This window comes from Embleya sp. NPDC020630 (assembly GCF_044334985.1).
Classification (GTDB): Bacteria; Actinomycetota; Actinomycetes; order Streptomycetales; family Streptomycetaceae; genus Embleya.
Genome location: NZ_JBIRUB010000006.1, coordinates 496626 through 517390, shown reverse-complemented (window position 1 = coordinate 517390; position 20765 = coordinate 496626). Strand labels below are relative to the sequence as shown.

The 20765-nt window shown below is 73.1% G+C and carries 18 protein-coding genes; 15 read left to right on the top strand and 3 right to left on the bottom strand.

Annotation, left to right across the window (positions count from 1 at the left end):
* Positions 1-34: 34 nt before the first annotated feature.
* Positions 35-1432, bottom strand: coding sequence for an amidohydrolase family protein (locus ACH4XV_RS23705; protein WP_395792872.1), 1398 nt, complete (start codon positions 1430-1432; stop codon positions 35-37).
* A 318-nt stretch (positions 1433-1750) separates the two neighbouring features.
* Here ACH4XV_RS23705 and ACH4XV_RS23700 point away from each other — a divergent pair, with 318 nt between their 5' ends.
* The 11 genes from ACH4XV_RS23700 to aroC all read left to right on the top strand — a co-directional run bounded on the left by ACH4XV_RS23700 (position 1751) and on the right by aroC (position 13429).
* Positions 1751-3268 (top strand): aldehyde dehydrogenase family protein, encoded by a 1518-nt coding sequence (locus ACH4XV_RS23700; RefSeq protein ID WP_395792870.1) that lies wholly within the window; start codon positions 1751-1753, stop codon positions 3266-3268.
* Positions 3269-3371: 103 nt separating this feature from the next.
* Positions 3372-3857, top strand: a complete 486-nt coding sequence (locus tag ACH4XV_RS23695) for a VOC family protein (protein ID WP_380011786.1) — start codon at positions 3372-3374, stop codon at positions 3855-3857.
* A 5-nt stretch (positions 3858-3862) separates the two neighbouring features.
* Positions 3863-4588 (top strand): FadR/GntR family transcriptional regulator, encoded by a 726-nt coding sequence (locus ACH4XV_RS23690; protein WP_160161488.1) that lies wholly within the window; start codon positions 3863-3865, stop codon positions 4586-4588.
* 204 nt (positions 4589-4792) lie between these two features.
* Positions 4793-5152, top strand: coding sequence for a cupin domain-containing protein (locus ACH4XV_RS23685; protein ID WP_395792868.1), 360 nt, complete (start codon positions 4793-4795; stop codon positions 5150-5152).
* Between the two features lie 296 nt (positions 5153-5448).
* On the top strand, positions 5449-6531 hold the full coding sequence (locus tag ACH4XV_RS23680; protein WP_395792866.1) for a BMP family ABC transporter substrate-binding protein: 1083 nt from the start codon (positions 5449-5451) through the stop codon (positions 6529-6531).
* Positions 6506-8236, top strand: coding sequence for an ABC transporter ATP-binding protein (locus ACH4XV_RS23675; protein WP_395792864.1), 1731 nt, complete (start codon positions 6506-6508; stop codon positions 8234-8236). Before ACH4XV_RS23680 ends, ACH4XV_RS23675 begins: the two co-directional genes overlap by 26 nt.
* On the top strand, positions 8233-9369 hold the full coding sequence (locus ACH4XV_RS23670; RefSeq protein WP_395792862.1) for an ABC transporter permease: 1137 nt from the start codon (positions 8233-8235) through the stop codon (positions 9367-9369). Before ACH4XV_RS23675 ends, ACH4XV_RS23670 begins: the two co-directional genes overlap by 4 nt.
* 15 nt (positions 9370-9384) lie before the next feature.
* Positions 9385-10293, top strand: a complete 909-nt coding sequence (locus ACH4XV_RS23665; protein ID WP_395792860.1) for an ABC transporter permease — start codon at positions 9385-9387, stop codon at positions 10291-10293.
* Positions 10290-11333 (top strand): zinc-binding dehydrogenase, encoded by a 1044-nt coding sequence (locus tag ACH4XV_RS23660; protein ID WP_395792858.1) that lies wholly within the window; start codon positions 10290-10292, stop codon positions 11331-11333. Before ACH4XV_RS23665 ends, ACH4XV_RS23660 begins: the two co-directional genes overlap by 4 nt.
* On the top strand, positions 11330-12148 hold the full coding sequence (locus tag ACH4XV_RS23655; protein WP_395792856.1) for a sulfite exporter TauE/SafE family protein: 819 nt from the start codon (positions 11330-11332) through the stop codon (positions 12146-12148). Before ACH4XV_RS23660 ends, ACH4XV_RS23655 begins: the two co-directional genes overlap by 4 nt.
* A gap of 48 nt (positions 12149-12196) precedes the next feature.
* Complete coding sequence (gene aroC / locus ACH4XV_RS23650) at positions 12197-13429, top strand: chorismate synthase (protein ID WP_395792854.1); 1233 nt, start codon at positions 12197-12199, stop codon at positions 13427-13429.
* A 66-nt stretch (positions 13430-13495) separates the two neighbouring features.
* Here the strand turns inward: aroC and ACH4XV_RS23645 are convergent, their stop codons facing one another.
* On the bottom strand, positions 13496-14686 hold the full coding sequence (locus tag ACH4XV_RS23645) for an amidohydrolase (RefSeq protein WP_395792852.1): 1191 nt from the start codon (positions 14684-14686) through the stop codon (positions 13496-13498).
* A gap of 92 nt (positions 14687-14778) precedes the next feature.
* On the opposite strand from ACH4XV_RS23645, the gene ACH4XV_RS23640 reads away from it, so the two are divergent.
* From ACH4XV_RS23640 to ACH4XV_RS23625, 4 genes are all read left to right on the top strand, one after another.
* Positions 14779-15939 carry a PucR family transcriptional regulator gene (locus tag ACH4XV_RS23640; RefSeq protein ID WP_395792850.1) on the top strand — a complete coding sequence of 387 codons (1161 nt, stop codon included), beginning with the start codon at positions 14779-14781 and terminating at the stop codon, positions 15937-15939.
* 259 nt (positions 15940-16198) lie between these two features.
* Positions 16199-17233 carry a methyltransferase gene (locus ACH4XV_RS23635; protein WP_395792848.1) on the top strand — a complete coding sequence of 345 codons (1035 nt, stop codon included), beginning with the start codon at positions 16199-16201 and terminating at the stop codon, positions 17231-17233.
* Positions 17234-17497: 264 nt separating this feature from the next.
* Entirely contained in the window at positions 17498-17902 is a 405-nt protein-coding gene (locus tag ACH4XV_RS23630; RefSeq protein WP_395792846.1) for a hypothetical protein, read from the top strand.
* A gap of 200 nt (positions 17903-18102) precedes the next feature.
* Positions 18103-18738, top strand: coding sequence for a class F sortase (locus ACH4XV_RS23625; protein ID WP_395792956.1), 636 nt, complete (start codon positions 18103-18105; stop codon positions 18736-18738).
* Positions 18739-18831: 93 nt separating this feature from the next.
* On the opposite strand, the gene ACH4XV_RS23620 is transcribed toward ACH4XV_RS23625, so the two are convergent.
* Positions 18832-20535 (bottom strand): FAD-dependent oxidoreductase, encoded by a 1704-nt coding sequence (locus ACH4XV_RS23620; RefSeq protein WP_395792844.1) that lies wholly within the window; start codon positions 20533-20535, stop codon positions 18832-18834.
* Between the last annotated feature and the right edge of the window lie 230 nt (positions 20536-20765).

Sequence of the window (20765 nt, the reverse complement as noted above, 5' to 3'; positions counted from 1 at the left end):
GGAAGACTGCGGCGGAAAAATGGAAGGGAGGTGTTCAGTACGCCCGCAGGGTCGGCCAGCGCGAACGCAGCGGCACGCCCGCCCGGGCGAGCAGCGCCTCGGAGGCGCGCACGGCGGCGGTACGCAGGGCACGCTCGTCCACCTCGACGCACGCGTGGTCGCGCACCACGACCCGGCCGCCGACCAGCACGTCGCGCACCGAACGCCCGTCGGCGGACCACACCAACTGCTGCGCGACGTCGCCGCGCGGGGTCCACTGCGGGCCGGTGGCGTCGTGCACCACCAGGTCGGCGTACTTGCCGGGCTCCAGCGAGCCGATCCGGTCGGCCATGCCGATCGCCTCGGCGCCGCCGATGGTGGCCAACTCCAGCGCCTCGGCGGCACCCGGTCCGGTGGGGTCGAGCGCCATGTCCTTGGCCAGCCCGACCGCGAGCGAGGCGGTACGCAGCAGGTCGGCCGAGTCGGCGGCGTTGGCCGCGTCCGTCCCGAGCGCGATCCGCCCGCCGCGGCGCAGCAGTTCGGCATGCCGGCCGGCGCGGGTGACACCCTGGCCCAGGCGCAGATACGCCCACGGGCAGTAGGCGACCGCCGTGCGGGTGGCGAGCAGCGCCTCGACCTCGGCGTCGTCCAGCCACACGGCGTGTGCGAGCAGCAGGTGCGGGCCGAGCACGTCGAGCGAGGCCAGGTGCAGCGCGGGCCGGCGGCCGGTGCGGCGCAGGTAGTCCTGGGGGTCGGCGCCGGAGGGGGACAGGTGCATCGTCATACGGGCGCCCCTCGTACGAGCCAACTCGGCTGCGCCGGCGAGCAGTTCGTCGGAGGCCAAGCCGTGCCCGACCAGGGTGACCCACCCCTCGACCCGGCCGCCGGCGGGATGGGCGTCGACCAGCGCGGCGAGCCGGTCCAGCACCTCGCCGGCCGGCGCGGCGAACGGCGCGCCGGGCACGTCCCACCCCCAGGCGCCGATCCCGCCCCGGATGCCCACCTTGTGCATCGCGGCGGCCACCCGCTCCGGGTGTGCCACGGTGCCCGCCTCGATCACGGTGGTCACCCCGTTGCGCAGGCTCTCCACGCCGGCCAGCAGTGCGGACAGTTCGTCGTCGGCGGGCAGGTGCGCCGCGTGCAGCGGCACCGCCCAGGTGTCGACGGCGGCGCCCGGCGGCAGGTCGTCGGGGATGCGCGCGCGGGCGAGCGGGTCGCCGGTCTGGTGCAGGTGGGCGTTGACCAGGCCGGGGGTGACGACGCACTCGCTCGCGTCCAGTTCGGGGGTGCCCGGCCAGCGGGCGCGCAGCTCGGACGTGGCGCCGACGGCCATGATGCGCTCCCCGGCGACGGCGACCGCACCGCCGAGCAGCACCTCGCGGCGCGGGTTCATGGTGACCACGTCACCGCCCGCGACCAGCAGCTCCGGCCGGGTCGGCCCGGGGCCGCTCATGTTGCTCTCACCTGCGCAGTCGCCATGTCTGGGGACACTAGGCCCGGCGCCGGCCGCCGGCATCGTGGCCCGGAGCACAATCAAGTGCGCCCAGTCCATGCCGGGAACACAATGCGAGCACAGGCCGACGGGGGAAAACCTGGCCCGGTGCCGTGTCGGGCGAGGCTTCCAGGTTGCGGCGCCCGACACGGTTCGCGCCGCTCCGGCGGACCCACGGGGATCCACCAGGACCCCTCGGGCCCCACCGGGGCCCAACCGGGGCCACCAGAATCCACCGGACCGGCCGGGCCCATCCACCGCGTCGAGGGAGTTGCCCACATGACCGACGACACCAGCACCAGCGGACCACGCATACGTGCCGATTGGCTGCGCTCGGATCCGTACCCGCAGTTGATCGCCGGCCGGGAGTCCTTCGACGGCGAGGCGCGGCCGATGGTCGACCCCTCCACGGGCGGGCACCCGGCGTCCTGGTTGGCGGCGACCGACGCCGAGGTCGAGGCGGCGATCGTCGCGGCGCGCGGCAGTTTCGACGCCGGAGTGTGGCGACGCATGCCGGGGCCGCGCAAGGCGGAGGTGCTGGAGGCGGTGGCCGCGGCGATCCGCGCGGACGCGCCCCGACTGGCGGCCCTGGAGGCGATGGACACCGGCAAGGCGGTCTCGGGGGCGCTCACGAACGACGTCTACGAGGCGGCCAACGCGTTCTCGTACGCCGCGGCGATCTGCCGCACCGCGCACGGCGACGTGCGGCGCTCGTCCTTCCCGCCCGAGTTGTTGCCCGGCGGCGGCCCGGACCTGCTGACCCTGCGGCTCGGCGAGCCGGCCGGCGTGGTGGTCGAGTTGTTGCCGTGGAACGGCCCGTTGATGACGGGCAGTCAGCGGATCGCCTCGGCGCTGGCGGCCGGCTGCTCGATCGTGGCCAAACCGCCGGTCGACGCGGTGGTGACGCTGGTCGAGCTGGGCCGGTTGCTGACCGCGGCGGGGCTGCCGGCCGGGGCGTTGAACATCGTGCTCGGACCCGGCGCCACGGTCGGCGAGCGGCTGATCACCGACCCCAGGATCGACCTGATCAGTTTGACCGGTGGCACCGATACCGGCCGGCACGTACTGGCCGCCGCCGCGCGCAACCTGACCCCCGTACATCTGGAGCTGGGCGGCAAGTCGCCGGTGGTGGTGTTCGACGACGCCGACCTGGACCAGGCGGTCGGCTGGGCGATGATGGCCGCGTTCGTGAACATGGGCGAGGTGTGCGTCGCGGGCAGTCGACTGCTGGTCCAGGAGTCGGTGTACGAGCGGGTGGTGGAGGCGGTGGCGGCGGCTGCGGCGTCCCTGCCGGTGGGCGACGCGCTGCATCCGGACACCTTCATCGGGCCCCTGATCAACCCCCGCCACGCCGACCGGGTCCGGGGCTTCGTGGACCGGGCCCTGGCCGCCGGGGACGCCTCCGTGGTCGGCAAGCCGGTGCTGCCCGACGGCCTGCCGGAGACCTATGTCGCGCCGACCGTGCTCGGTCGGGTTCGGCGCGGGTGCGAGGTGGAACAGGAAGAGGTGTTCGGACCGGTGCTCGCCGCGATGTCCTTCGCCGACGAGGCGGAGGCGGTGGCGCTGGCCAACGGGACGCGGTACGGCCTCAACGGCACCGTGTTCACCCGGGACATCGAACGTGCGTTCCGATTCGCGGACGCGCTGGACTGCGGCGAGGTCAATGTGAACTGTCACTTCGCGCCGGACATGAACGGCGGACGCGGTGAGCCGCGCCGGGCCAGCGGCTTCGCCAGGACCGGGGTGGACGCCTACACCCGCACCAAGGCGGTGAACGTCCAGGTGCACAGCGGGTGAAGCACCGGGTTGTGCTCGGGGACCAATGACCACACCTGACCGAGCTTCATACCTTCTGATTGTCAGACCAACAGCCTGACCCACACCCTGAGGAGGCCCGATCGTGGCCGTTACCGGGATGAACCACGCGGTGCTGTACGTGCGCGACGCGCACAAGACCGCCCGGTTCTACAACGAGGTGCTGGATTTCGTCACCGTCATCGACGGCCCGCCCGGGAGCTACGTCTTCATGCGGGCCCCCGCGTCGAAGAACCACCACGACATCGCGTTCTTCACCATCGGCGCCGAGGCCGGCGAGTCCCAGGCCGGTCGGCGCACCGTGGGGATGTACCACATCGCGTGGGAGGTCCCCACCCTCGACGACCTGGACGAGGCCCGGCAACGCCTCGCCACCGCAGGCGCGTTGATCGGCGCGAGCGACCACGGCGCCAACAAGAGCCTGTACGCCAAGGACCCCGACGGCCTCGAATTCGAGGTCATGTGGCTGGTCCCGCCCGAGTACTGGGGCGACGAGGAACACGAGGCGATCATCCGCCCGCTGGACCTGGACGCCGAACGCGAGCGGTTCGCGCACCTGGCGGGCGAGTAGTGCCCTTGCGGGCACCGGGGGAGCGGATCCCGTTCGCCAAGGTCGCGCGCCGCACGATCTCCGAAGAGGTCCGCGACGCGCTCCTGGCGAGCGTACGCGAGGGCGACCTGCGGCCGGGCGCCCAACTGCCCCCGGAACGCACGCTGTGCGAGCAGTTCGGGGTGGCCCGCACCTCGGTGCGCGAGGCGATCCAGGGCCTGGTCTCGCTGGGCTGCCTGGTCAAGCGGGGCAACCGGTTCTATGTCGCCGAGCGGCTGCCCGGGGTGTCCTTCGACGCGGCCGACGGCCGCAAGCTGCGCGTGTCCGAACTGTTCGAGGTACGCCAGGTGACCGAGGTCGCCATCGCCCGACTGGCCGCGTTGCGCGCCGAGCCCGACCAGCGGGCCGAGATCGGCGAACTGGCGGCCGGATTCGACCCGTCGATGAGCCTGGAGGCGTTTCGCCGCCAGGACCGCCGCTTCCACGCGGCACTGGCCCGCGCGTGTGGCAACACCACGCTGCGCGAGTTGTACGCGAAGGTGCTCGACGCGGTATTCGCGTCCGGCGACTTCGCCTCGCTCCTGGCCGCCGAGGGCAACGCCGAGGCGGTCCGTCAGGTGATCGCCGAGTCCTGCCGCTCGCACCGCGGCATCGCCGAGGCGGTCGCCGCCGGCGCCCCCGACGCCGCCGCCCACGCCGCCGCCGAACACCTCGGCGAGGTGGAGCGGCAGATGACCGCGCGGATGTTCTAGACCCACCGTTCGAGACCCGCGCCGGGGCGGCACCCGGCCGGCAACGGCACAGCATGGCACGGCGCCGGAAACGGCACGGCACCGCCACCCGGCACGGCACCGCCCCCGGGACCCGCGTTGCTCCCGGCGCGACCCCCGCCCGGGCCGCCTCGCCCGCCACTTCCCCCACGACCGTGCGCACCACCCGGAGAGGACCGCATCGAGATGAGCGACACGCAACGCGTCTGGGCCTTCGACGACAGCGAGTTCGTCGAGGTCAAGCCGGGATTCCGGCGCCGGGTCTACACCGGCGACGAATTGATGCTGACCCTGTGGCGGATCCGCGAGGGATGCGGCCCCACCCCCTACGACGACCATCCGGACCACGAGCAGTACGGCATGGTGCTCAAGGGCAGCCTCGACTTCCGGATCGACTCGGACGAGCGGCGGGTGCTCGGCCCCGGCGACGTCTACTGGGCGCCCAAGGGATGCGACCACGGGGACAGCCTGTTCATCGGCGACCCCGAGCACGGCGAGACCTGGATCCTGGACATCTTCACCCCGCCGCGCGACGAGTACCGCTGACGGCCGACCCGCCCGCGCCCACCACCCGCACGACGCCCCGTACCACCGCAACACCCCACCACTGTCGGACGGTTGCGCTCGCCGCAGGCACCGCGCACCGACCCCCACCCGCTTCCGGGCCGGACTTCCCCGTGCAACCGGAACGGGTTCCTCCGCCGGACCGACATCCCACCCCGGCCCGCGGCCGCACACCCGGCAACGGCACGCCCACCGTGCCCGCCCGGATCGCCGCGTACCCGTCGGTCCGTGTCGAACCAACGCGCCCTGATTCGTCTGGAGACCTTCCGATGAAGAACATGGTTCGAGTCATCGCGGCCTCGGTCATCATACCGGGACTGCTCCTCACCGCCTGTGGCGGCGGTTCCTCCTCGTCCTCCACCACCCCCGCCGGGGCGCCCGCCTCGGCCGGTGCCCCCGGCGCCGGCACCCTCCCCGCCAACGAACCCGACGTCAACAAGGACAAGAAGGTCGTCATCGGGGTGATGAGCCCCGGCGACACCAAGGACAAGGGCTACTACCAGAGCTTCGTCGACGAGGCGAACACCTATGCCACGGCGAACGGTTGGAAGCTGGTGGTGGTCGACAAGATCAACCCGGCCAACGCCGTGCAGCAGGCGCGCAACCTGTGTCGGCAGAAGGTCGACATGATCGCCATCGGCGCCAGCGAGCTCAAGGACGCGCTCAGCGCCGCCAAGGAACCCCAGTGCAAGGGCACCACCTGGTACATCAGCGGCGGGCAGGGCGTCACCCAGACCGCCGAGTTCACCCAGTCGCTCGACTACATCAACGAGTCGCTGTACGTGGCCGGTTACGCCGCCGGACTGATCCTCAAGGAGAACGGCGGCAGGAAGGCCGGCTACATCACCGGCCCCGACCTCCAGTTCGCCCGCGACGTGGCCAAGGCGTTCGAGGCAGGCATCAAGAAGGTCGTGCCCGACGCCGAGATGGTGCAGACCTACACCGGCGACTTCAACGACTCCGGCAAGGCCAAGGAAGCCGCCCAGGCGCAGATCAGCCAGGGTGTCAAGGTGATCTACCCCTACCTCGGCGGCGCCACCGACGTGGTCACCCAACTCGCCAACGAGAAGGGCGTCCCGGCGCTCACCCCCGGTACCGACCGCTGCGGCACGCCCGGCGCGCAATACGCGATCTCGGTGATCTTCAGCCCCGGCGCCTACTTCGCCGGCGCGCTGGAGGACTTCAAGAAGGGCACGCTGCGGATGGGGGTCGCCCGCGAGTGGCACCTGGGCAAGGACCCGGTCCCCACGGTCAAGCTCTGCAAGCCCACCGGCGACCAGGCGCAGCAGCTCCAGACGCTGATCCAGGACATCGGCAGCGGGAAGGTGAAGGTCGATGAGGCCGTCGCCGCAGGCAAGTGACACCGCCGTGACCGCCTCCCGACCCACACCCGAGCCCGCCGGCGGGGCCGCGGGCGCCTTCCTCGACGGGCCCGCCGAACACCCCGGCGCCGCCTCGGTGCTCACCGTCCCCGTCGTGCAACTGCTCGGCATCGGCAAGCGGTTCGGCGCGGTGCGCGCCTGTGACGACGTCTCGCTGCGGGTTCGGGCCGGGGAGATCCACGGCCTGCTCGGCGAGAACGGCGCGGGCAAGAGCACGCTGATGAAGATCCTGCTCGGCCTGGTCGTCCCGGACACCGGACGGATCGTGCTGCGCGGCACCGAGACCACCATCGCCGACCCCTCGGCCGCGGCGGCGCACGGCATCTCGATGGTGCACCAGCACTTCAGCCTGGTGGACCGGCTCAGCGTGTGGGAGAACGTGGTGCTCGGTGACCGCGGCCGGGTCGACCGGGACCGGGCGCGCACGCTGGTGCGCGAGGTGGGCGACCGCTACGGCCTGCGGGTGGACCCCGACGCGTGCGTCGAGGACCTGTCCACCGGCGAGCGGCAGCGGGTCGAGATCGTCAAGTGTCTGCGCCGCGACCCCGGGGTGCTGATCCTGGACGAGCCGACCTCGGTACTCACCCTGGAGGAATCGCGCGAACTGTTCACCGTGCTGCGCCGGGTGGTCGCCGACGAGGGCAAGGCGGTGATCCTGATCAGCCACAAGCTGGACGAGATCGTGCACGCCACCGACCGGGTCACCATCATGCGCCAGGGGCGCGTGGTGGCCAGGCGGGCCACCGCCGACACCGATGTCCGAGCGCTGGCCCGGGAGATGGTCGGACGCGAACTGTCCAAGTGGACCGCCGCGTCCGCGGTCGGCGCGCTCGACGCGCTGATCGAGCCCGGAACCGGCGAACCAAGCGGCGGCACCGCCGTGCTGGACGTACGGGAACCCGCGACAACCCCCGCCCCCGAGCCGCGCCCGGCGGCCGGCGAGGTCCGCCTGCGGATCACCGACGCGCACGCCCGGGCCGCCGACCGGCGCCCGCTCCTGCGCGGGCTGAGCCTGGAGGTGCGCGCCGGGGAGATCCTGGGCATCGCGGGCGTCGAGGGCAACGGCCAGGCGGCACTGGGTGATCTGCTCTCCAGCCTGCTGCCGCTGGACGCCGGCCGGGTGGAGGTGTGCGGCGGCGCCGTCGCCGCCGGTCGGCCCGGCGCGATGCACGCCGCCGGGGTCGGCGTGGTACCCGAGGACCGACACGTGTCGGGTTGCGTGCTCGACATGTCGGTCGCGGAGAACCTGATGATGGCCGACCTGTCCTCGGTGACCCGCCGGGGACTGCTCAGCCGGCGCCGGATGGCCGAGCGGGCCCGTCGATTGATCGAGGAGTTCGAGATCGCCACCCCCTCCCCGGACACCCCGATGCGGCAACTGTCCGGCGGCAACCAGCAAAAGGTGGTACTCGCCCGCGAACTCGCCAGCAAACCGCGGGTGTTGGTGGCCGCGCAGCCCACCCGGGGCCTGGACATCGGTGCCATCGAGTACATGACCGAGCGGTTGCACGCCGCCGCCCGCGAGGGCATCGCGGTCCTGCTCCTGTCCACCGAACTGGGCGAGATCCTCACCCTCTCGCACCGCGTCGCGGTGATCCACCGGGGTGCCGTGGTCGGCGAGATGGACCGTGCCGACGTCGACACCGAGCGACTGGGCCTGATGATGGGAGGTCAGGCGGCATGACGTCGACCACCGGGACGCTGATCTCCGAACCCCCGCCCACCGTCGCGGCGCCCGAGCCCGACGCGCGCCGCCGACCCCGACTCGCCGACCTGGGCACCCCGCTGCTCTACCTGCTCTCGCTGTCCACCGCACTGGCCCTGGCCGGCCTGCTGATCGCGCTGGTCGGCCAGTCCCCGTGGGACGCGGCGAACGCGATGTACGACGGGAGCCTGGCCGACGGCGCGGCCATCGGACAGAGCGTCGACCAGGCCGCGCCGCTGCTCCTGGTCGCCGTCGGCTCGGTGATCGCCGCCCGTGCCGGCATCTTCAACATCGGCCAGGAGGGCCAACTCCTGGCCGGCGCCGCGGTCGGCGCGGCGATCGCGCTGTTCACCCCGGGCCCGGGACCGCTGGTGCTGATCCTGGCCCTGCTCGGCGCGGCCGTCGGCGGCGCGTTGTGGGCCGGCATCGCCGCGCTGCTGTTCTACTGGCGCGGCGTCGCGGTGGTGATCAGCACGCTGCTGCTGATCTTCGTCGCGAACCAGGCCGTCTCGTACACGGTCAACTCCCCGTCGCTGCTGCGCGAGAAGGCGGTGGCCGGGCAGGTCACCACGTCGCAGACCGACATGCTGGCCGAGTCGGTCTGGCTGCCCCGGATCGGCGAATACCCCGACTTCAACATCGGCGCGGGCATCTTCATCGCGCTGGTGTCGGCCGTGGGCACCTCCCTGGTGCTGGTCCGCACCCGCCTCGGCTTCCGGCTGCGCATGCTCGGGCTCAACCCCAAGGCCGCGCATCGGGCGGGCGTGGGCGCGGTGTTGGTCGGCGGCGGTGCGCTGCTCGCCTCCGGTGCGTTCGCCGGCCTGGCCGGCGGCGTGATGCTCACCGGCAACGGCCACCGCATGCAGGACGGCTTCGCCGACAACGTCGGCTTCGACGGACTGCTCGTCGCGCTCGTCGCCCGGGACAAGCCGCTGCTCGCCGTGCCCGTGGCGCTGTTCTTCGGCGCGCTGCGCGCGGGCGGCGGATTCCTGTCCGCCACCGGGGTTCCGCGCTACATCGTCGCCGTGGTCACCGCGCTGATGGTGCTCGCCACGGTGTTCCCCGCCGCCTACGCCGAGGTGCGACGCCGTCGTACCGCCGGCGCGGCCTGAGACCGGGAGGATGCCATGATCGACGACCTCGCCATGGTCCTGGCCAGTTCGATCCGGCTCACCGTGCCGCTGGCGTTCGCCGCCTGCGGCGAATACATCGCGGAGCGCGCCGGCACCATCAACATCTCGGTCGAGGCGATGATGCTCGGCGGCGCGTTCAACGCCGTGTGGGGCGCCTCGATGACCGGTTCCGCGTCCTTCGGCCTGGTCTTCGGCATGCTGGCCGGCCTGGTCATCGGCTTTGTGCACGCCGAGTTCAGCCATCGCCTGTCGGTCAACACCTACGTGGTCGGGCTCGCCCTGAACGCGCTCGTGCTCGGCCTGACCAGCTTCCTGCTCGACTCGATCGACCTGACCGGGCATCAGGTCGATGCGCTGGACATCCCGGTCCTGTCCGATCTGCCGCTGCTCGGACCGGTGTTGTTCGCCCACCGCTGGCCCGCCTATCTGCTGGTGGGGCTGATCCCGCTGGTGTGGTGGCTGGTGCAACGCAGCCGCTTCGGCCTGGAGTTGCGCGCCGCCGGGGAAAACCCCCAGTCGGCCGACGTCACCGGGATCGACGTGCGTCGCAGGCGCCGGCAGAGCGTGCTGCTGTGCGGCGTGCTGGCCGGACTCGGCGGCGCCTATCTCGCGGTGGGCGAAGTCGGCGCGTTCAACCAGAACATGACCGCCGGTCGCGGCTTCGTGGTGATCGCGGCGGTGATCTTCGGCGGCTGGACGCTGCGCGGCACCATGGCCGGCTGCCTGGTCTTCGGCGCCGCCGACGCGATGCGGCTCGCCCTGCCCGCGCTCGGCGTACATCTCAATTCGCAACTGCTGATCGCCGCGCCGTATCTGCTGGCGCTGCTCGCGATGATGTTCCTGGCCAAGACGCACCGCCAACCCGCGGCGCTGGGCGCGCCGTTCGTGCGGGGGATCGTATGAGGGCGGTGCGGCACCGCGGCCACGGCGGCCCGGAGATCCTGGAGCAGGTGGTCCTGCCCGACCCCGAACCGGGCCCGGGCGAGGTGCTGGTCGCGGTGCGCGCCGCCGCGGTCAACCGCCTCGACCTGCTGCAACGGCGCGGCCCGGGACTGCTGCCGGGCTTCACGCTGCCGCACGTGCCCGGGATGGATGTCGCGGGAGACGTCCTGGCCGTCGGCGGCGGCGTGCGCGAGCGCCGGGCCGGCGACCGCGTGCTGGTCAACCCGGCCGTGCACTGCGGAAGTTGCGCCGCGTGTGGGCGCGGCGACGAGGCGTGGTGCGGGGCGCTGCGCGTGGTCGGCGGGAATCGGCCCGGCGGCTACGCCGAATCGATCGTGGTCCCCGCCGGGCGCACCCACCTGATCCCGGCACACGTGCCGCACGTGGCCGCCGCCGGGCTGCCCACCGCGTACGGCATGGCCTGGCAGGGACTGGTCGTGCGCGGCGGGCTGCGCGCGGGGGAGACCCTGATGGTGCACGGCGCGGGCAGCGGGGTGAGCATCGCCGCCGTACAACTGGCCCGCGCACTCGGGGCGCGCGTCGTGGTCACCTCCGGTTCGCGGGCCAAGCTGGACCGGATGGCCGACCTCGGCGCCGACGTGCTGATCGACCACCGCACCTCGGACCTGGTCGCCCGGGCCCGCGCGGCGACCGGCGGGGCCGGCGTCGACCTGGTGCTCGACCACGTCGGCCCGGCGCTGTTCCAGGCGTCGCTGCACGCACTGCGCCCCCGCGGCCGACTGGTCTTCTGCGGGGACACCACCGGCACCGAGGCGGGCTTCGACCTCCCGCACGCGTTCCACAGCGGGCTGACCCTGCTCGGCGCGGGCTCGATCGGCGACGCGGACTTCGCGGCCATGGTCGAGTTCTGCCTGGACCGGGAGCTGACCCCGGTACAGGACGGCGCGTTCCCCCTCGCCGACGCGGCCGCGGCCCACCGGCGCCTGGAGAGCGGCGCCGCGTTCGGCAAGGTCACCCTGCTCCCCGGCGGCGCCCGATGACCCCCGCCGAGGCCCTGCTCGTGCTGACGGCCGGCCTCGGCGCGGGCACGGTCAACACGGTCGTCGGCTCCGGTTCGCTGCTCACCTTCCCGGTCCTGCTCGCCCTCGGCCACCCGCCCGTGGTCGCCAACGTCTCCAATACGATCGGCCTCACCCCGGGGTCGATCGCCGGAACCCTCGGCTTCCGGCGCGAGCTGGCCGCGCAGGCACCCCGGTTGCTCCCGCTGTCCGTCGCCGCCGTGCTGGGCGGCGCGACCGGCGGCCTGCTCCTGCTCGGCCTGCCGCCGGGCGCGTTCCGCGCGGTGGTGCCCGTACTGGTCCTGCTCGCCGCGGCGCTGATGGGCGTACAGCCGTGGTTGTCCGCCCGCCTGCGCGCCCGCCGCGCGGCCGACGCGGGGGTCCCGGCGGTGGTGCCGGGATCCTCGACCGAGGCGCCTCCCGCGTCCCGCACGGCCGGCTCCGGCGTCGGCGTCGCGCTGCCCGCCGCGGTGTTCGCGGTGAGCGTGTACGGCGGCTATTTCGGCGCCGCGCAGGGCGTGTTGCTGCTCGCGCTGCTGGCGATCGTGCTGGACGAGGACCTGAACCGGCTCAACGGCCTGAAGAACCTCCTCCAGGCGCTGGTGAACCTCGTGGCCGCCGTGCTGTTCGCGCTCACCGCCGAAGTCGTTTGGCTCCCCGTGCTGTTGCTCGCCCTCGGCTCGGTGGTGGGCGGCCGGGTCGGCGCCCACGTCGGTCGTCGGGTCCCCGCCCCGATCCTGCGCACCCTCGTCATCGTCGTCGGCACGGTGGTGGGGGTCGTCCTGCTGCTCACCTGACCCCGCCCGGTCCCGTTCGACCGTCGCACTCGTGAAAGAAGGAATCCCATGTTGCGTTGGCTCACCGCCGGGGAGTCGCACGGTCCCGCGCTCACCGCCGTACTGGAGGGGCTGCCGGCCGGAGTCGAGGTGTCCTCCGGCGAGTTGGCACACGCGCTGGCCCGGCGGCGGCTGGGGAACGGGCGCGGGGCCCGGATGCGATTCGAGCGGGACGAGGTGGAGTTCACCGGCGGTGTGCGGCACGGGATCACCCTCGGCGGGCCCGTGGCATTGCGCGTGGCCAACACAGAATGGGCCAAGTGGGCCGAGGTGATGGCGCCGGATCCGGTCGACGCCGACGGGCGCCGCTACGACGAACCGGGCCGGCTCGCCGATCGCGGCCGGGCCGCGGCGCTGACCCGCCCCCGCCCCGGGCACGCCGACCTGGCCGGGATGCAGAAGTACGGCTTCGACGACATCCGCCCCGTCCTGGAGCGGGCCAGCGCCCGGGAGACCGCGGCCCGCGTGGCACTCGGCGAGGTCGCCCGCGCGTTCTTGGCCCAGACCCTGGACGTGGAGATCCTCAGCCACGTCGTCCGGATCGGCGCCGTCGCGCTGCCGACCGCGCTGGTGCCCGAACGCGGCAGCCTGGACACGATCGACGCCGACCCGGTGCGCTGCGTCGACCCGGAGACCGCCGCCGCGATGAACGCCGAGATCGAGGCCGCGCAGAAGGACGCCGACACCCTCGGCGGCGTGGTCGAGGTGGTCGTGTACGGCCTGCCGCCGGGCCTGGGCAGCTACGTGCACTGGGACCGCCGCCTGGACGCGCGCCTGGCCGCCGCGCTGATGGGCATCCAGGCGATCAAGGGCGTCGAGGTCGGCGACGGTTTCACCACCGCGACCCGCCGCGGCTCGGTCGCGCACGACGAGATCACCCCGGTCGCCCCGGGACACCCCGGCCCCACCCGGGTGCGCCGCGAGACCGGCCGCGCCGGCGGCATCGAGGGCGGCATGACCTCCGGCGAACCACTCCGCGTGCGCGCCGCGATGAAGCCGATCTCCACCCTGTCCCGGGCCCTGGCCACGTTCGACGTGCGCACCGGAGATCCGGCCAAGGCGATCGCCCAGCGCAGCGACGTGTGTTCGGTGCCCGCGACCGGCGTGGTGGCCGAGGCGATGGTGGCCCTCGTCCTCGCGGACGCGGTCCTGGAGAAGTTCGGCGGGGACAGCGTGGCCGAGACCAGGCGCAACGCCGACGCCTACCTCGCGGCCCTGCCGGTGACCGTCGCCGACGCATGAGCACGCACGCCGGGTCGAAACCGGCCGATGGGCTCCGGGGCGATCACCCCGGAGCCCATCGGCGGTTCAGCCCCCGGCCGGCGCCCCCGCGAGCAGCCGCGCGCGCAGGCCCTCGTCCAGCGCGGCGTCCACACACGTCCACGCCATCGCCAGACCACCGTCGAGCAGCGCACGATCCGCGGCCGGACGCGCCGCATACGCGGCGAACTCGGCCTGGTGCAGCCCCACATCACCGGAGTCGATGGAGATCAGCGGCTGGATGGACGGGATCGCCAGCGACACGTTGGCCATGTCGGTGGACCCGGCCTGCCGATCGTCCTCGGCGGTTACCGGCGGGAACTCCCGTCCCACCACCAGCGCGTTGCGCTCGTAGGCTGCCAAAAGGCCCGGGTCGTGCCGGAATTCCGAGTACGCGGGCGAGGTCGAGGACAACGTCAGGCGCGAGCGGGTGGCCACCGCGCCCGCCTGGAAACACTCGCGCACCCGCGCCTCCAGATCGGTCAACCCGGCCAACGTGGCGGCGCGTACGTAGTAGTCGGCCTCGGTGTGCTCGGGGATCACGTTCGGCACCTGCCCGCCGGTGGTGGTGATCCCGTGCACCCGCTGATCCGGCGTCATGTGCTGGCGCAGCAGCCCGATCGCCACCTGCGCGAGCGTCAGCGCGTCGGCCGCGTTGATCCCGTCCTCCGGGCAGGCCGACGCGTGCGCGGCCCGGCCGTCGTACTCGACGTGCAGTTGCGCGCGGGCCAGACAGGTGGGATCGAGCCGCTCCCGGGGCGAGGGGTGCACCATCATCGCCGCGTGCACCCCGGCGAACACGCCGCGCTCCAGCATCAGCACCTTGCCCCCGCCGTTCTCCTCGGCGGGGGTGCCGAACACGCGTACGGTCACGCCCAGGTCGTCGGCGACCGCGCCCAGCGCGAGCGCGGCGGTGATCGCGGCGGACGCGATCACGTTGTGCCCGCACGCGTGCCCGATCCCCGGCAGCGCGTCGTACTCCGCGCAGATCCCCAGCACCAGCGGCCCGGCGCCGCGCTCGGCGACGAACGCGGTCGGCAACTCGCCCACGCCCGGGGTGACGGTGAAGCCGTGTTCGGTCAGCTGCTCGCCCAACCATCCGCAGGCGCGCTCCTCGGCGAAGCCGAGTTCGGGATGGGCGTGCAGACGGTGACTGAGTGCAACCAGCTGTGGTGCGGCGGCGTCCACCGCCGCCTGGGCGGCGGCCTTTGCGGGTGCCGCGAGGTCGAAGGCTCGCATGGGCGCATCCTGCCCCACGACGGACGTAACGGGAAGTGACCGAACGAAGTATCTGTTCCGCGTAACAACGACCGGCTAAGGTGCGGAAATCCATGATCGACAAGGCAGAAGTCACGGAAAACCGGACCCCCGTGCCGGACCGGGCCGAGGCGTTCGAGCGTGAGCTGAACGTCCTCGCCCTCTCCGGCGACGGCTGGCCCGCGATCCTGCGAGCCCTGGCCGGACGTACCGGCCGCACCGCCCGACTGGTGGGCGTGCACGGCGGTGTGCTCGCCGCGACCGACGACGGCACCGAGTCGATGACCCCGGTCGCGGTGGCCCACGTATTCGTCGAGGACCGCGTGGTCGAGGTCACCTGCGACGAGGGATGGCGGGCCTCGGCGTTGCCCGTACGGGTGGCCCAACGCCGGGTCGGACTACTGCTGTTGGGCGAGCCGGACGGCGCCCGCGACGACGAGCCGCTGCTGCGCGCCGCGGTCACGGCGGTGGCGATCGAGGCGATTCGGCGGGACGCGGTGGCCACCGCGACCGCCGAGACCGCGGGTCGCCTGATCGACGAACTGCGCTACGGCGCGCTGCGCAACCTGGGCGATGTCACGCGCACCGCCGCCCGGTTCGGCCTGCACCTCGATCGCCCGCACTCCGCCGTCGTGTTCGCCTACTCCGGACCCAACCAGCGCACCTGGACCACCGCGCTGTCCTGGCTGGAGATGCCGGTGCGCCAGGAGGGCGAACTGGGCCTGGCGGTGCTCTCGGGCAACGTCGAACGCGAGATCAGCCGCATCCGCATCCGGCTCCAGGGCATGGTCGGCGACGTCCCCGTACTGGCCGCCGCCGGCCCCACGGTCAGCGACCCGCGCGGGACGGCCCGCTCCTTCCACGACGCGGAGACCGTGCTCGGCCTGCTGCGCCGCCGCCCCGGCGAGGTACAGCTGATGTTCTCCTCGCTCGGCCTGGCCCAACTGCTGTTCGGCGTGCCGCCGGCCCGACTCCAGGCGTTCGTGGACCAGCACCTGGGCCCGATCCTGGAACGCGAGGAATGGGTGGCCACGCTCAGCGCGTGGCTGGCCACCAACGGCAGCCGCGCCGCGGTCGCCGAGCTGCTGCACCTGCACCGCAACTCGGTCGGCTACCGGATCGGCCAGATCCGCGAACTCCTCGGCGCCAATCCCCTCGACCCCGAGGTCACCCTCCAACTCCAGGCCGCCCTGACCGCCCGCGAACTCCTCCTGGCCCTCCGAGAGGTCCCGTAACACCCCCACGAGAGCGCGCAGGCCCCCGGGCGCCCCCGCAGGCCCCCGAATCATGCGCCCGCCGGTGTCCGAGTGGGGCCATCCGGATGACTCCCGGGCGAGAGTTCGCGCCGATCGGCCGCGCCTCGGCGGGATGCCGCCGGGTGTGGGTCACAGTCGTTCCAGCCCCGGTGCGGACCGCCGGGACGTCGACGCGCGGGCCGATTCGGTCGAGCCCGCCGGTTGCTCGGGGTGTCCCACCGGTCGAGAGGCGATCAGCATGACCGAAACCGACGTGACCCTTACCCCGCAGGCGGCCACCCGGCTGCGCGAGCTGGCGTTCGGCGCGATGTCCGCCGGCGCGCTGCGCGCCGCGCTGCGCCTGGGCCTGCCCGACGCGCTGGGCGACACCCCGGCGACCGTCGAGGAACTGGCCCGCGAGGTGTCCGCGCACCCCGGGGCACTGCACCGCCTGCTGCGCGCGCTCGCCTGCCAGGGCGTCTTCGCCGAGGAGCCCGACGGCCGCTACACGCACACCGAGGCATCCCGCCTGCTGCGCGCGGACGCGCCCCGCAGCATGCGCGACGTGGCGCTGTGGACCACCGAGCCGTGGACCTGGGAGGCCTGGCCGCACCTGGACCGCGCGGTGCGCTCCGGCGGCAGCGTCTTCCCCGAGCTGCACGGCAAGCAGTTCTTCGACTACCTGCACGAGGACGCCCCCGAGTCGGCCGCCGCGCTCGACCGGGCGATGACCCAGTCCAGCCGGACCTCCGCCCAGGACGTCACCGCGGCGCTCGACCTGACCGGCGTGGACTCCGTCGCCGACATCGGCGGCGGCCAGGGCCTGGTCCTGGCCACCCTCCTGGAGCGCAACCCGACCCTGCGCGGCACCCTGCTCGACCTGCCCGGCGTGGTCGCCTCGGCGGACCGCCGACTGCGCGACGGCGGCGAACTCGCCGGCCGGGCAACCCTGGTGGGCGGGGACTGCCGGGTCGACATCGGCGTGCGGGCGGACCTGTACATCGTGAAGAACATCCTCGAATGGGACGACGACAGCACGCTCCGCACGCTGCGCAACATCGTCGCCGCGGCCGCCCCCGGCGCCCGCGTCGCGGTGATCGAGAACCTGGTCGACGAGACCGCCTCGATGCGCTTCACCGCGGCGATGGACCTCCTGCTGCTGCTCAACGTCGGCGGCCGCAAACACACCAAGGACAGCCTGCTGACCCTGATCGAGCAGGCGGGCCTGCGCGGCCGGGACGTGCGCGCGGTGAACCCCTCGCTGCACATGTTCGAGTGCACGGTCCCGGGCTGATCGGGCGGCACCCGACCCGTCCGACCCACCCCGCCGCCTCCGACTACGGAAAGTCATGCACGATCACCATGAGCTAAACATGCGACTGCTCCCCGGGGGTGAAGCCGGTCGGGATATCCGCCCGGGAGGCGCAGAGCGGGGGCCCCGAATGCAGTCACGCGGGTCGCGGGGTCGCCGCCGCCGTTCGATGGTGATGAAGGCGCCTCGCCGATCCCCGTTGCCGATGCCCGTCGGCAGTTCGCGAGCGCCGGAAGGAATATCACGATGCGTCGTGCACGCGCTCTCGTCGCCGGTTCCGCCCTCGGCTTCGCCGCCCTGACCCTGGCGGTTCCGGCCGCCTACGCCGATGCCCCGGCGCCGGTGAAGCCGGACAGTGGCCCTTCGGCCCCCGGGAACGGCGGACAGGAGAAGTCCTGGTCCGGTGAAGGAAAGTGGACGCCCGACAAGGGCGGCGAATCCAGTGAGGACAAGGGCGGCGAAGGCGGCTCGCACGAGAAGTCCTGGAAGGAGCACAAGAGCCCGCACGGTGGCGTGCACACCGGCATCGGCGGCTCCTTCCTCGACGACGGTGCCGCGCTCGGCACCGGTGCGGCCCTGATCGCGGGTGGTGTCGGCGTCGGCGTCTACGCGCTGCGTCGTCGTCCCGCCGTCTCGGCGGCTCGGGCCTGACCCGTCCCACCCCCAGGCAACACCCGCCGTGGCCACCGCCCTTCCCGGGGCGGTGGCCACGGTGACGTCGTCCCCGCCCCGGCCCGCACCGCCGGCTCCCCCGAAGCCGGCCCCGGTACCCCTCCGGCCAGGAAAGAGGCATCGTCTTGCCCGACCCCGCCCCGCCCACCGAGACGTCCGAGCCCGCCGCGCCGCGCCGCATGAGCGCCGCTCGACTGATGGCGATCGCCGCGGTGGCGATCCTCCTGGGCGCCCTGATGATCAAGCACGACCTGAGCAGCGACTCGGGTCCGCCACCCCAACCCGTGCCCGCCGCCGCGCAACCGAGCGCCGCGGCGAACGCCGCCCCCTCGCCGAGCCCGACCCCCGAGGCGATGAAACGGTCGGAGCCGGTGCGGATCAAGATCCCCCGGATCAAGGTGGACGCCCCGTTCATCGGCCTCGGCCTGAACTCCTCCGGGGTCTTGGACGTGCCGCCCGCGGGCAACCGCAATCTGGCCGGCTGGTACGAGGACGGCGTCACCCCCGGCTCCCGGGGCAACGCGCTCGTGCTCGGCCATGTCGACACGATGATGGGCCCCGCCGTCTTCTGGGGGCTCGGCAGCCTCAAGTCCGGCGACACCGTCGAGATCTCGCGCGCCGACGGCAGCGTGGCCAGGTTCGCGGTCGACTCGGTCGAGGCGTTCCCGAAGGACGCCTTCCCCGACGAGCGGGTGTACGGAAAGACCCAGGACGCCCAGCTGCGGCTGATCACCTGTGGCGGCACGTACGACCGCAAGGCCAAGGACTACAGGGACAACGTGGTCGTCTTCGCCCACCTGCTGCCCCCGGAGTAGCCGCTCCCGCACGCGCGCGACCTCGTACACCCGCTCCCGAACACACGGCGGCCGGCCCCGGATTCCTCCCGGAGCCGGCCGCCGCGCGTTCCGCTACACCTGCGCGTCGCCGCCGACCTTCGCGGCCTCACCACCCCGCGCGCCCCGCTCGGTCCGGCACGACACCGCGCCCAACACCCCCACCAGGGTGCCCTCCGGATCCGGCTCGGCGACCGGGACCCGCCACGCGACGAACCCGTCCGGGCGGACCAACACCGCGCCCTCGTCGGTGACCCCGTGCACCTCGGCCCAGTCCACGTCCGGCGCGGTGACCAGGTCCACCACCGCGGCCTCCGCCTCGGTACCCACCCGGTACACCGCCACCGGCACGCCCAGGCGCCGGCTCGCACGCTGCGCCGACCGCTGCCACGCGGCCCTGGCCGGACCCGCGCCGACCAGCAACACCGGCGAGGTCTCGTACAGGTCCAGGGTGGACACCCGGGCGTCGTTGCGGCGCAGCCACAGGTGCGGCGCCCGGGTGCCCGGCTCGCCGCTCGGCGGTCGGAACCGCTCCGGCAGCACCGGAAGTTCGGGGTCCGCCCCGAGCACGGCGGCGGACGCGTAGCGGTAGCCGAGCACCACACCGAGCACGCCCGGCTGCTTGCCGCCGCCGACCGTGGGCGCGGCGTACCCCGGGTGGCTGTGTTCGGCCGAACGGGTGGACGCCCGCGCGGCCGTGGCCACCGCCACCGGCCGGCGCTCCGCCTCGTAGGTGTCCAACAGGTCGGCGCCGGCGTGCCCGTTCAGCACCGCGGCCAGTTTCCAGGCCAGGTTGTGCGCGTCCTGGATCCCGGTGTTGGACCCGAACGCGCCGGTGGGCGACATCTCGTGGGCCGAGTCGCCGGCCAGGAACACCCGCCCGGAGCGGTAACGTTCGGCCACCCGCTCGGCGGCGTGCCACGGCGCCTTGCCGGTGATCGTCACATCCAGGTCCGGCACCCCGGCGGCGGCGCGGATGTGCGCCACGCAGCGCTCGTCGGAGAACGCCTCGATCGGCTCGTCCTCCTCCGGATGCCACGGCAGGTGGAAGACCCATTGCTCCCGGTTGTCCACCGGCAGCAGCGCGCCCTCGCCCCGAGGGTTCGTCAGATAGCAGACGATGAACCGGCGTTCGCCGACGTACGCGGCCAGGTCGCGCGAGGTGAACGTGACGCTCACGTTGTGGAACAGGTCGCCCGGACCGCTCACGTCGATGCCCAGCGCGTCGCGCACCGGACTGCGCGGCCCATCCGCCGCGACCACGTAGTCGGCGCGCACGGTGAGTCGTTGCCCGCTCTCGCGGGTCTCCACGACCGCCGTCACCCCGTCCTCGTCCGGTACACAGGACCGGAGTTGGGTACCGAATCGCACGTCGCCGCCGAGTTCGCGGGCGTAGTCGGCGAGTACCGGCTCCAGGTCGTTCTGGCTGCACAGACACCACGACGACGGGCTGAACCTGGCCAGTCCGCCGCCCGGATCGATCTCCTTGAACAGCCACTCCTGGATGTCGCCGGCGATGGTGTCCGCCTGGAGGATGCCGTGGTTGTCGGCAAGTACGGCGGACGCGGCGCGGATTCGATCCTCGACCCCGGCGGTGCGGAACACCTCCATCGTGCGCACGTTGTTGCCGCGCCCGCGCGGATGCCGCGAGGTGTCGGCGTGCCGCTCCACCAGCATGTGCGGGACGCCGAGTCGGCCCAGGAAGACGGACGTGGACAGCCCGACCAGCGAGCCGCCCACGACCAGAACCGGCACCCGGTGTTGGATCTCGGGGTTCATCACTACTCCTGCGTTGGCGAGGACTGCGGACCCGGCCGCCGTCGCGGGCGGAGGAGGTCCGCCGGGGGTCCTCCTGTTCCCGCTCATCGCCGCCGGCCGGTCGTCGTCGCCCAATGTCACTCATATGCCCTCAAAAGATGCACAGGGTGATGATCGGCCGCCACGCTCGAAGTCGAAGCCGGGTCCCGACGGACGGATCGGGCGGGTATCCCGGTGTGATCGCGCGAGCG

What these genes read in the sequence shown, in the direction of transcription:
- ACH4XV_RS23635 (WP_395792848.1), top strand. Translation starts at nt 16,199, where the DNA reads ATGACCGAAACCGACGTGACCCTTACCCCGCAGGCGGCCACCCGGCTG.
- ACH4XV_RS23630 (WP_395792846.1), top strand. Translation starts at nt 17,498, where the DNA reads ATGCGTCGTGCACGCGCTCTCGTCGCCGGTTCCGCCCTCGGCTTCGCC.
- aroC (WP_395792854.1), top strand. Translation starts at nt 12,197, where the DNA reads ATGTTGCGTTGGCTCACCGCCGGGGAGTCGCACGGTCCCGCGCTCACC.
- ACH4XV_RS23625 (WP_395792956.1), top strand. Translation starts at nt 18,103, where the DNA reads ATGAGCGCCGCTCGACTGATGGCGATCGCCGCGGTGGCGATCCTCCTG.
- ACH4XV_RS23705 (WP_395792872.1), bottom strand. Translation starts at nt 1,432, where the DNA reads ATGAGCGGCCCCGGGCCGACCCGGCCGGAGCTGCTGGTCGCGGGCGGT.
- ACH4XV_RS23665 (WP_395792860.1), top strand. Translation starts at nt 9,385, where the DNA reads ATGATCGACGACCTCGCCATGGTCCTGGCCAGTTCGATCCGGCTCACC.
- ACH4XV_RS23660 (WP_395792858.1), top strand. Translation starts at nt 10,290, where the DNA reads ATGAGGGCGGTGCGGCACCGCGGCCACGGCGGCCCGGAGATCCTGGAG.
- ACH4XV_RS23655 (WP_395792856.1), top strand. Translation starts at nt 11,330, where the DNA reads ATGACCCCCGCCGAGGCCCTGCTCGTGCTGACGGCCGGCCTCGGCGCG.
- ACH4XV_RS23700 (WP_395792870.1), top strand. Translation starts at nt 1,751, where the DNA reads ATGACCGACGACACCAGCACCAGCGGACCACGCATACGTGCCGATTGG.
- ACH4XV_RS23645 (WP_395792852.1), bottom strand. Translation starts at nt 14,686, where the DNA reads ATGCGAGCCTTCGACCTCGCGGCACCCGCAAAGGCCGCCGCCCAGGCG.
- ACH4XV_RS23685 (WP_395792868.1), top strand. Translation starts at nt 4,793, where the DNA reads ATGAGCGACACGCAACGCGTCTGGGCCTTCGACGACAGCGAGTTCGTC.
- ACH4XV_RS23680 (WP_395792866.1), top strand. Translation starts at nt 5,449, where the DNA reads ATGGTTCGAGTCATCGCGGCCTCGGTCATCATACCGGGACTGCTCCTC.
- ACH4XV_RS23675 (WP_395792864.1), top strand. Translation starts at nt 6,506, where the DNA reads ATGAGGCCGTCGCCGCAGGCAAGTGACACCGCCGTGACCGCCTCCCGA.
- ACH4XV_RS23640 (WP_395792850.1), top strand. Translation starts at nt 14,779, where the DNA reads ATGATCGACAAGGCAGAAGTCACGGAAAACCGGACCCCCGTGCCGGAC.
- ACH4XV_RS23620 (WP_395792844.1), bottom strand. Translation starts at nt 20,535, where the DNA reads ATGAACCCCGAGATCCAACACCGGGTGCCGGTTCTGGTCGTGGGCGGC.
- ACH4XV_RS23670 (WP_395792862.1), top strand. Translation starts at nt 8,233, where the DNA reads ATGACGTCGACCACCGGGACGCTGATCTCCGAACCCCCGCCCACCGTC.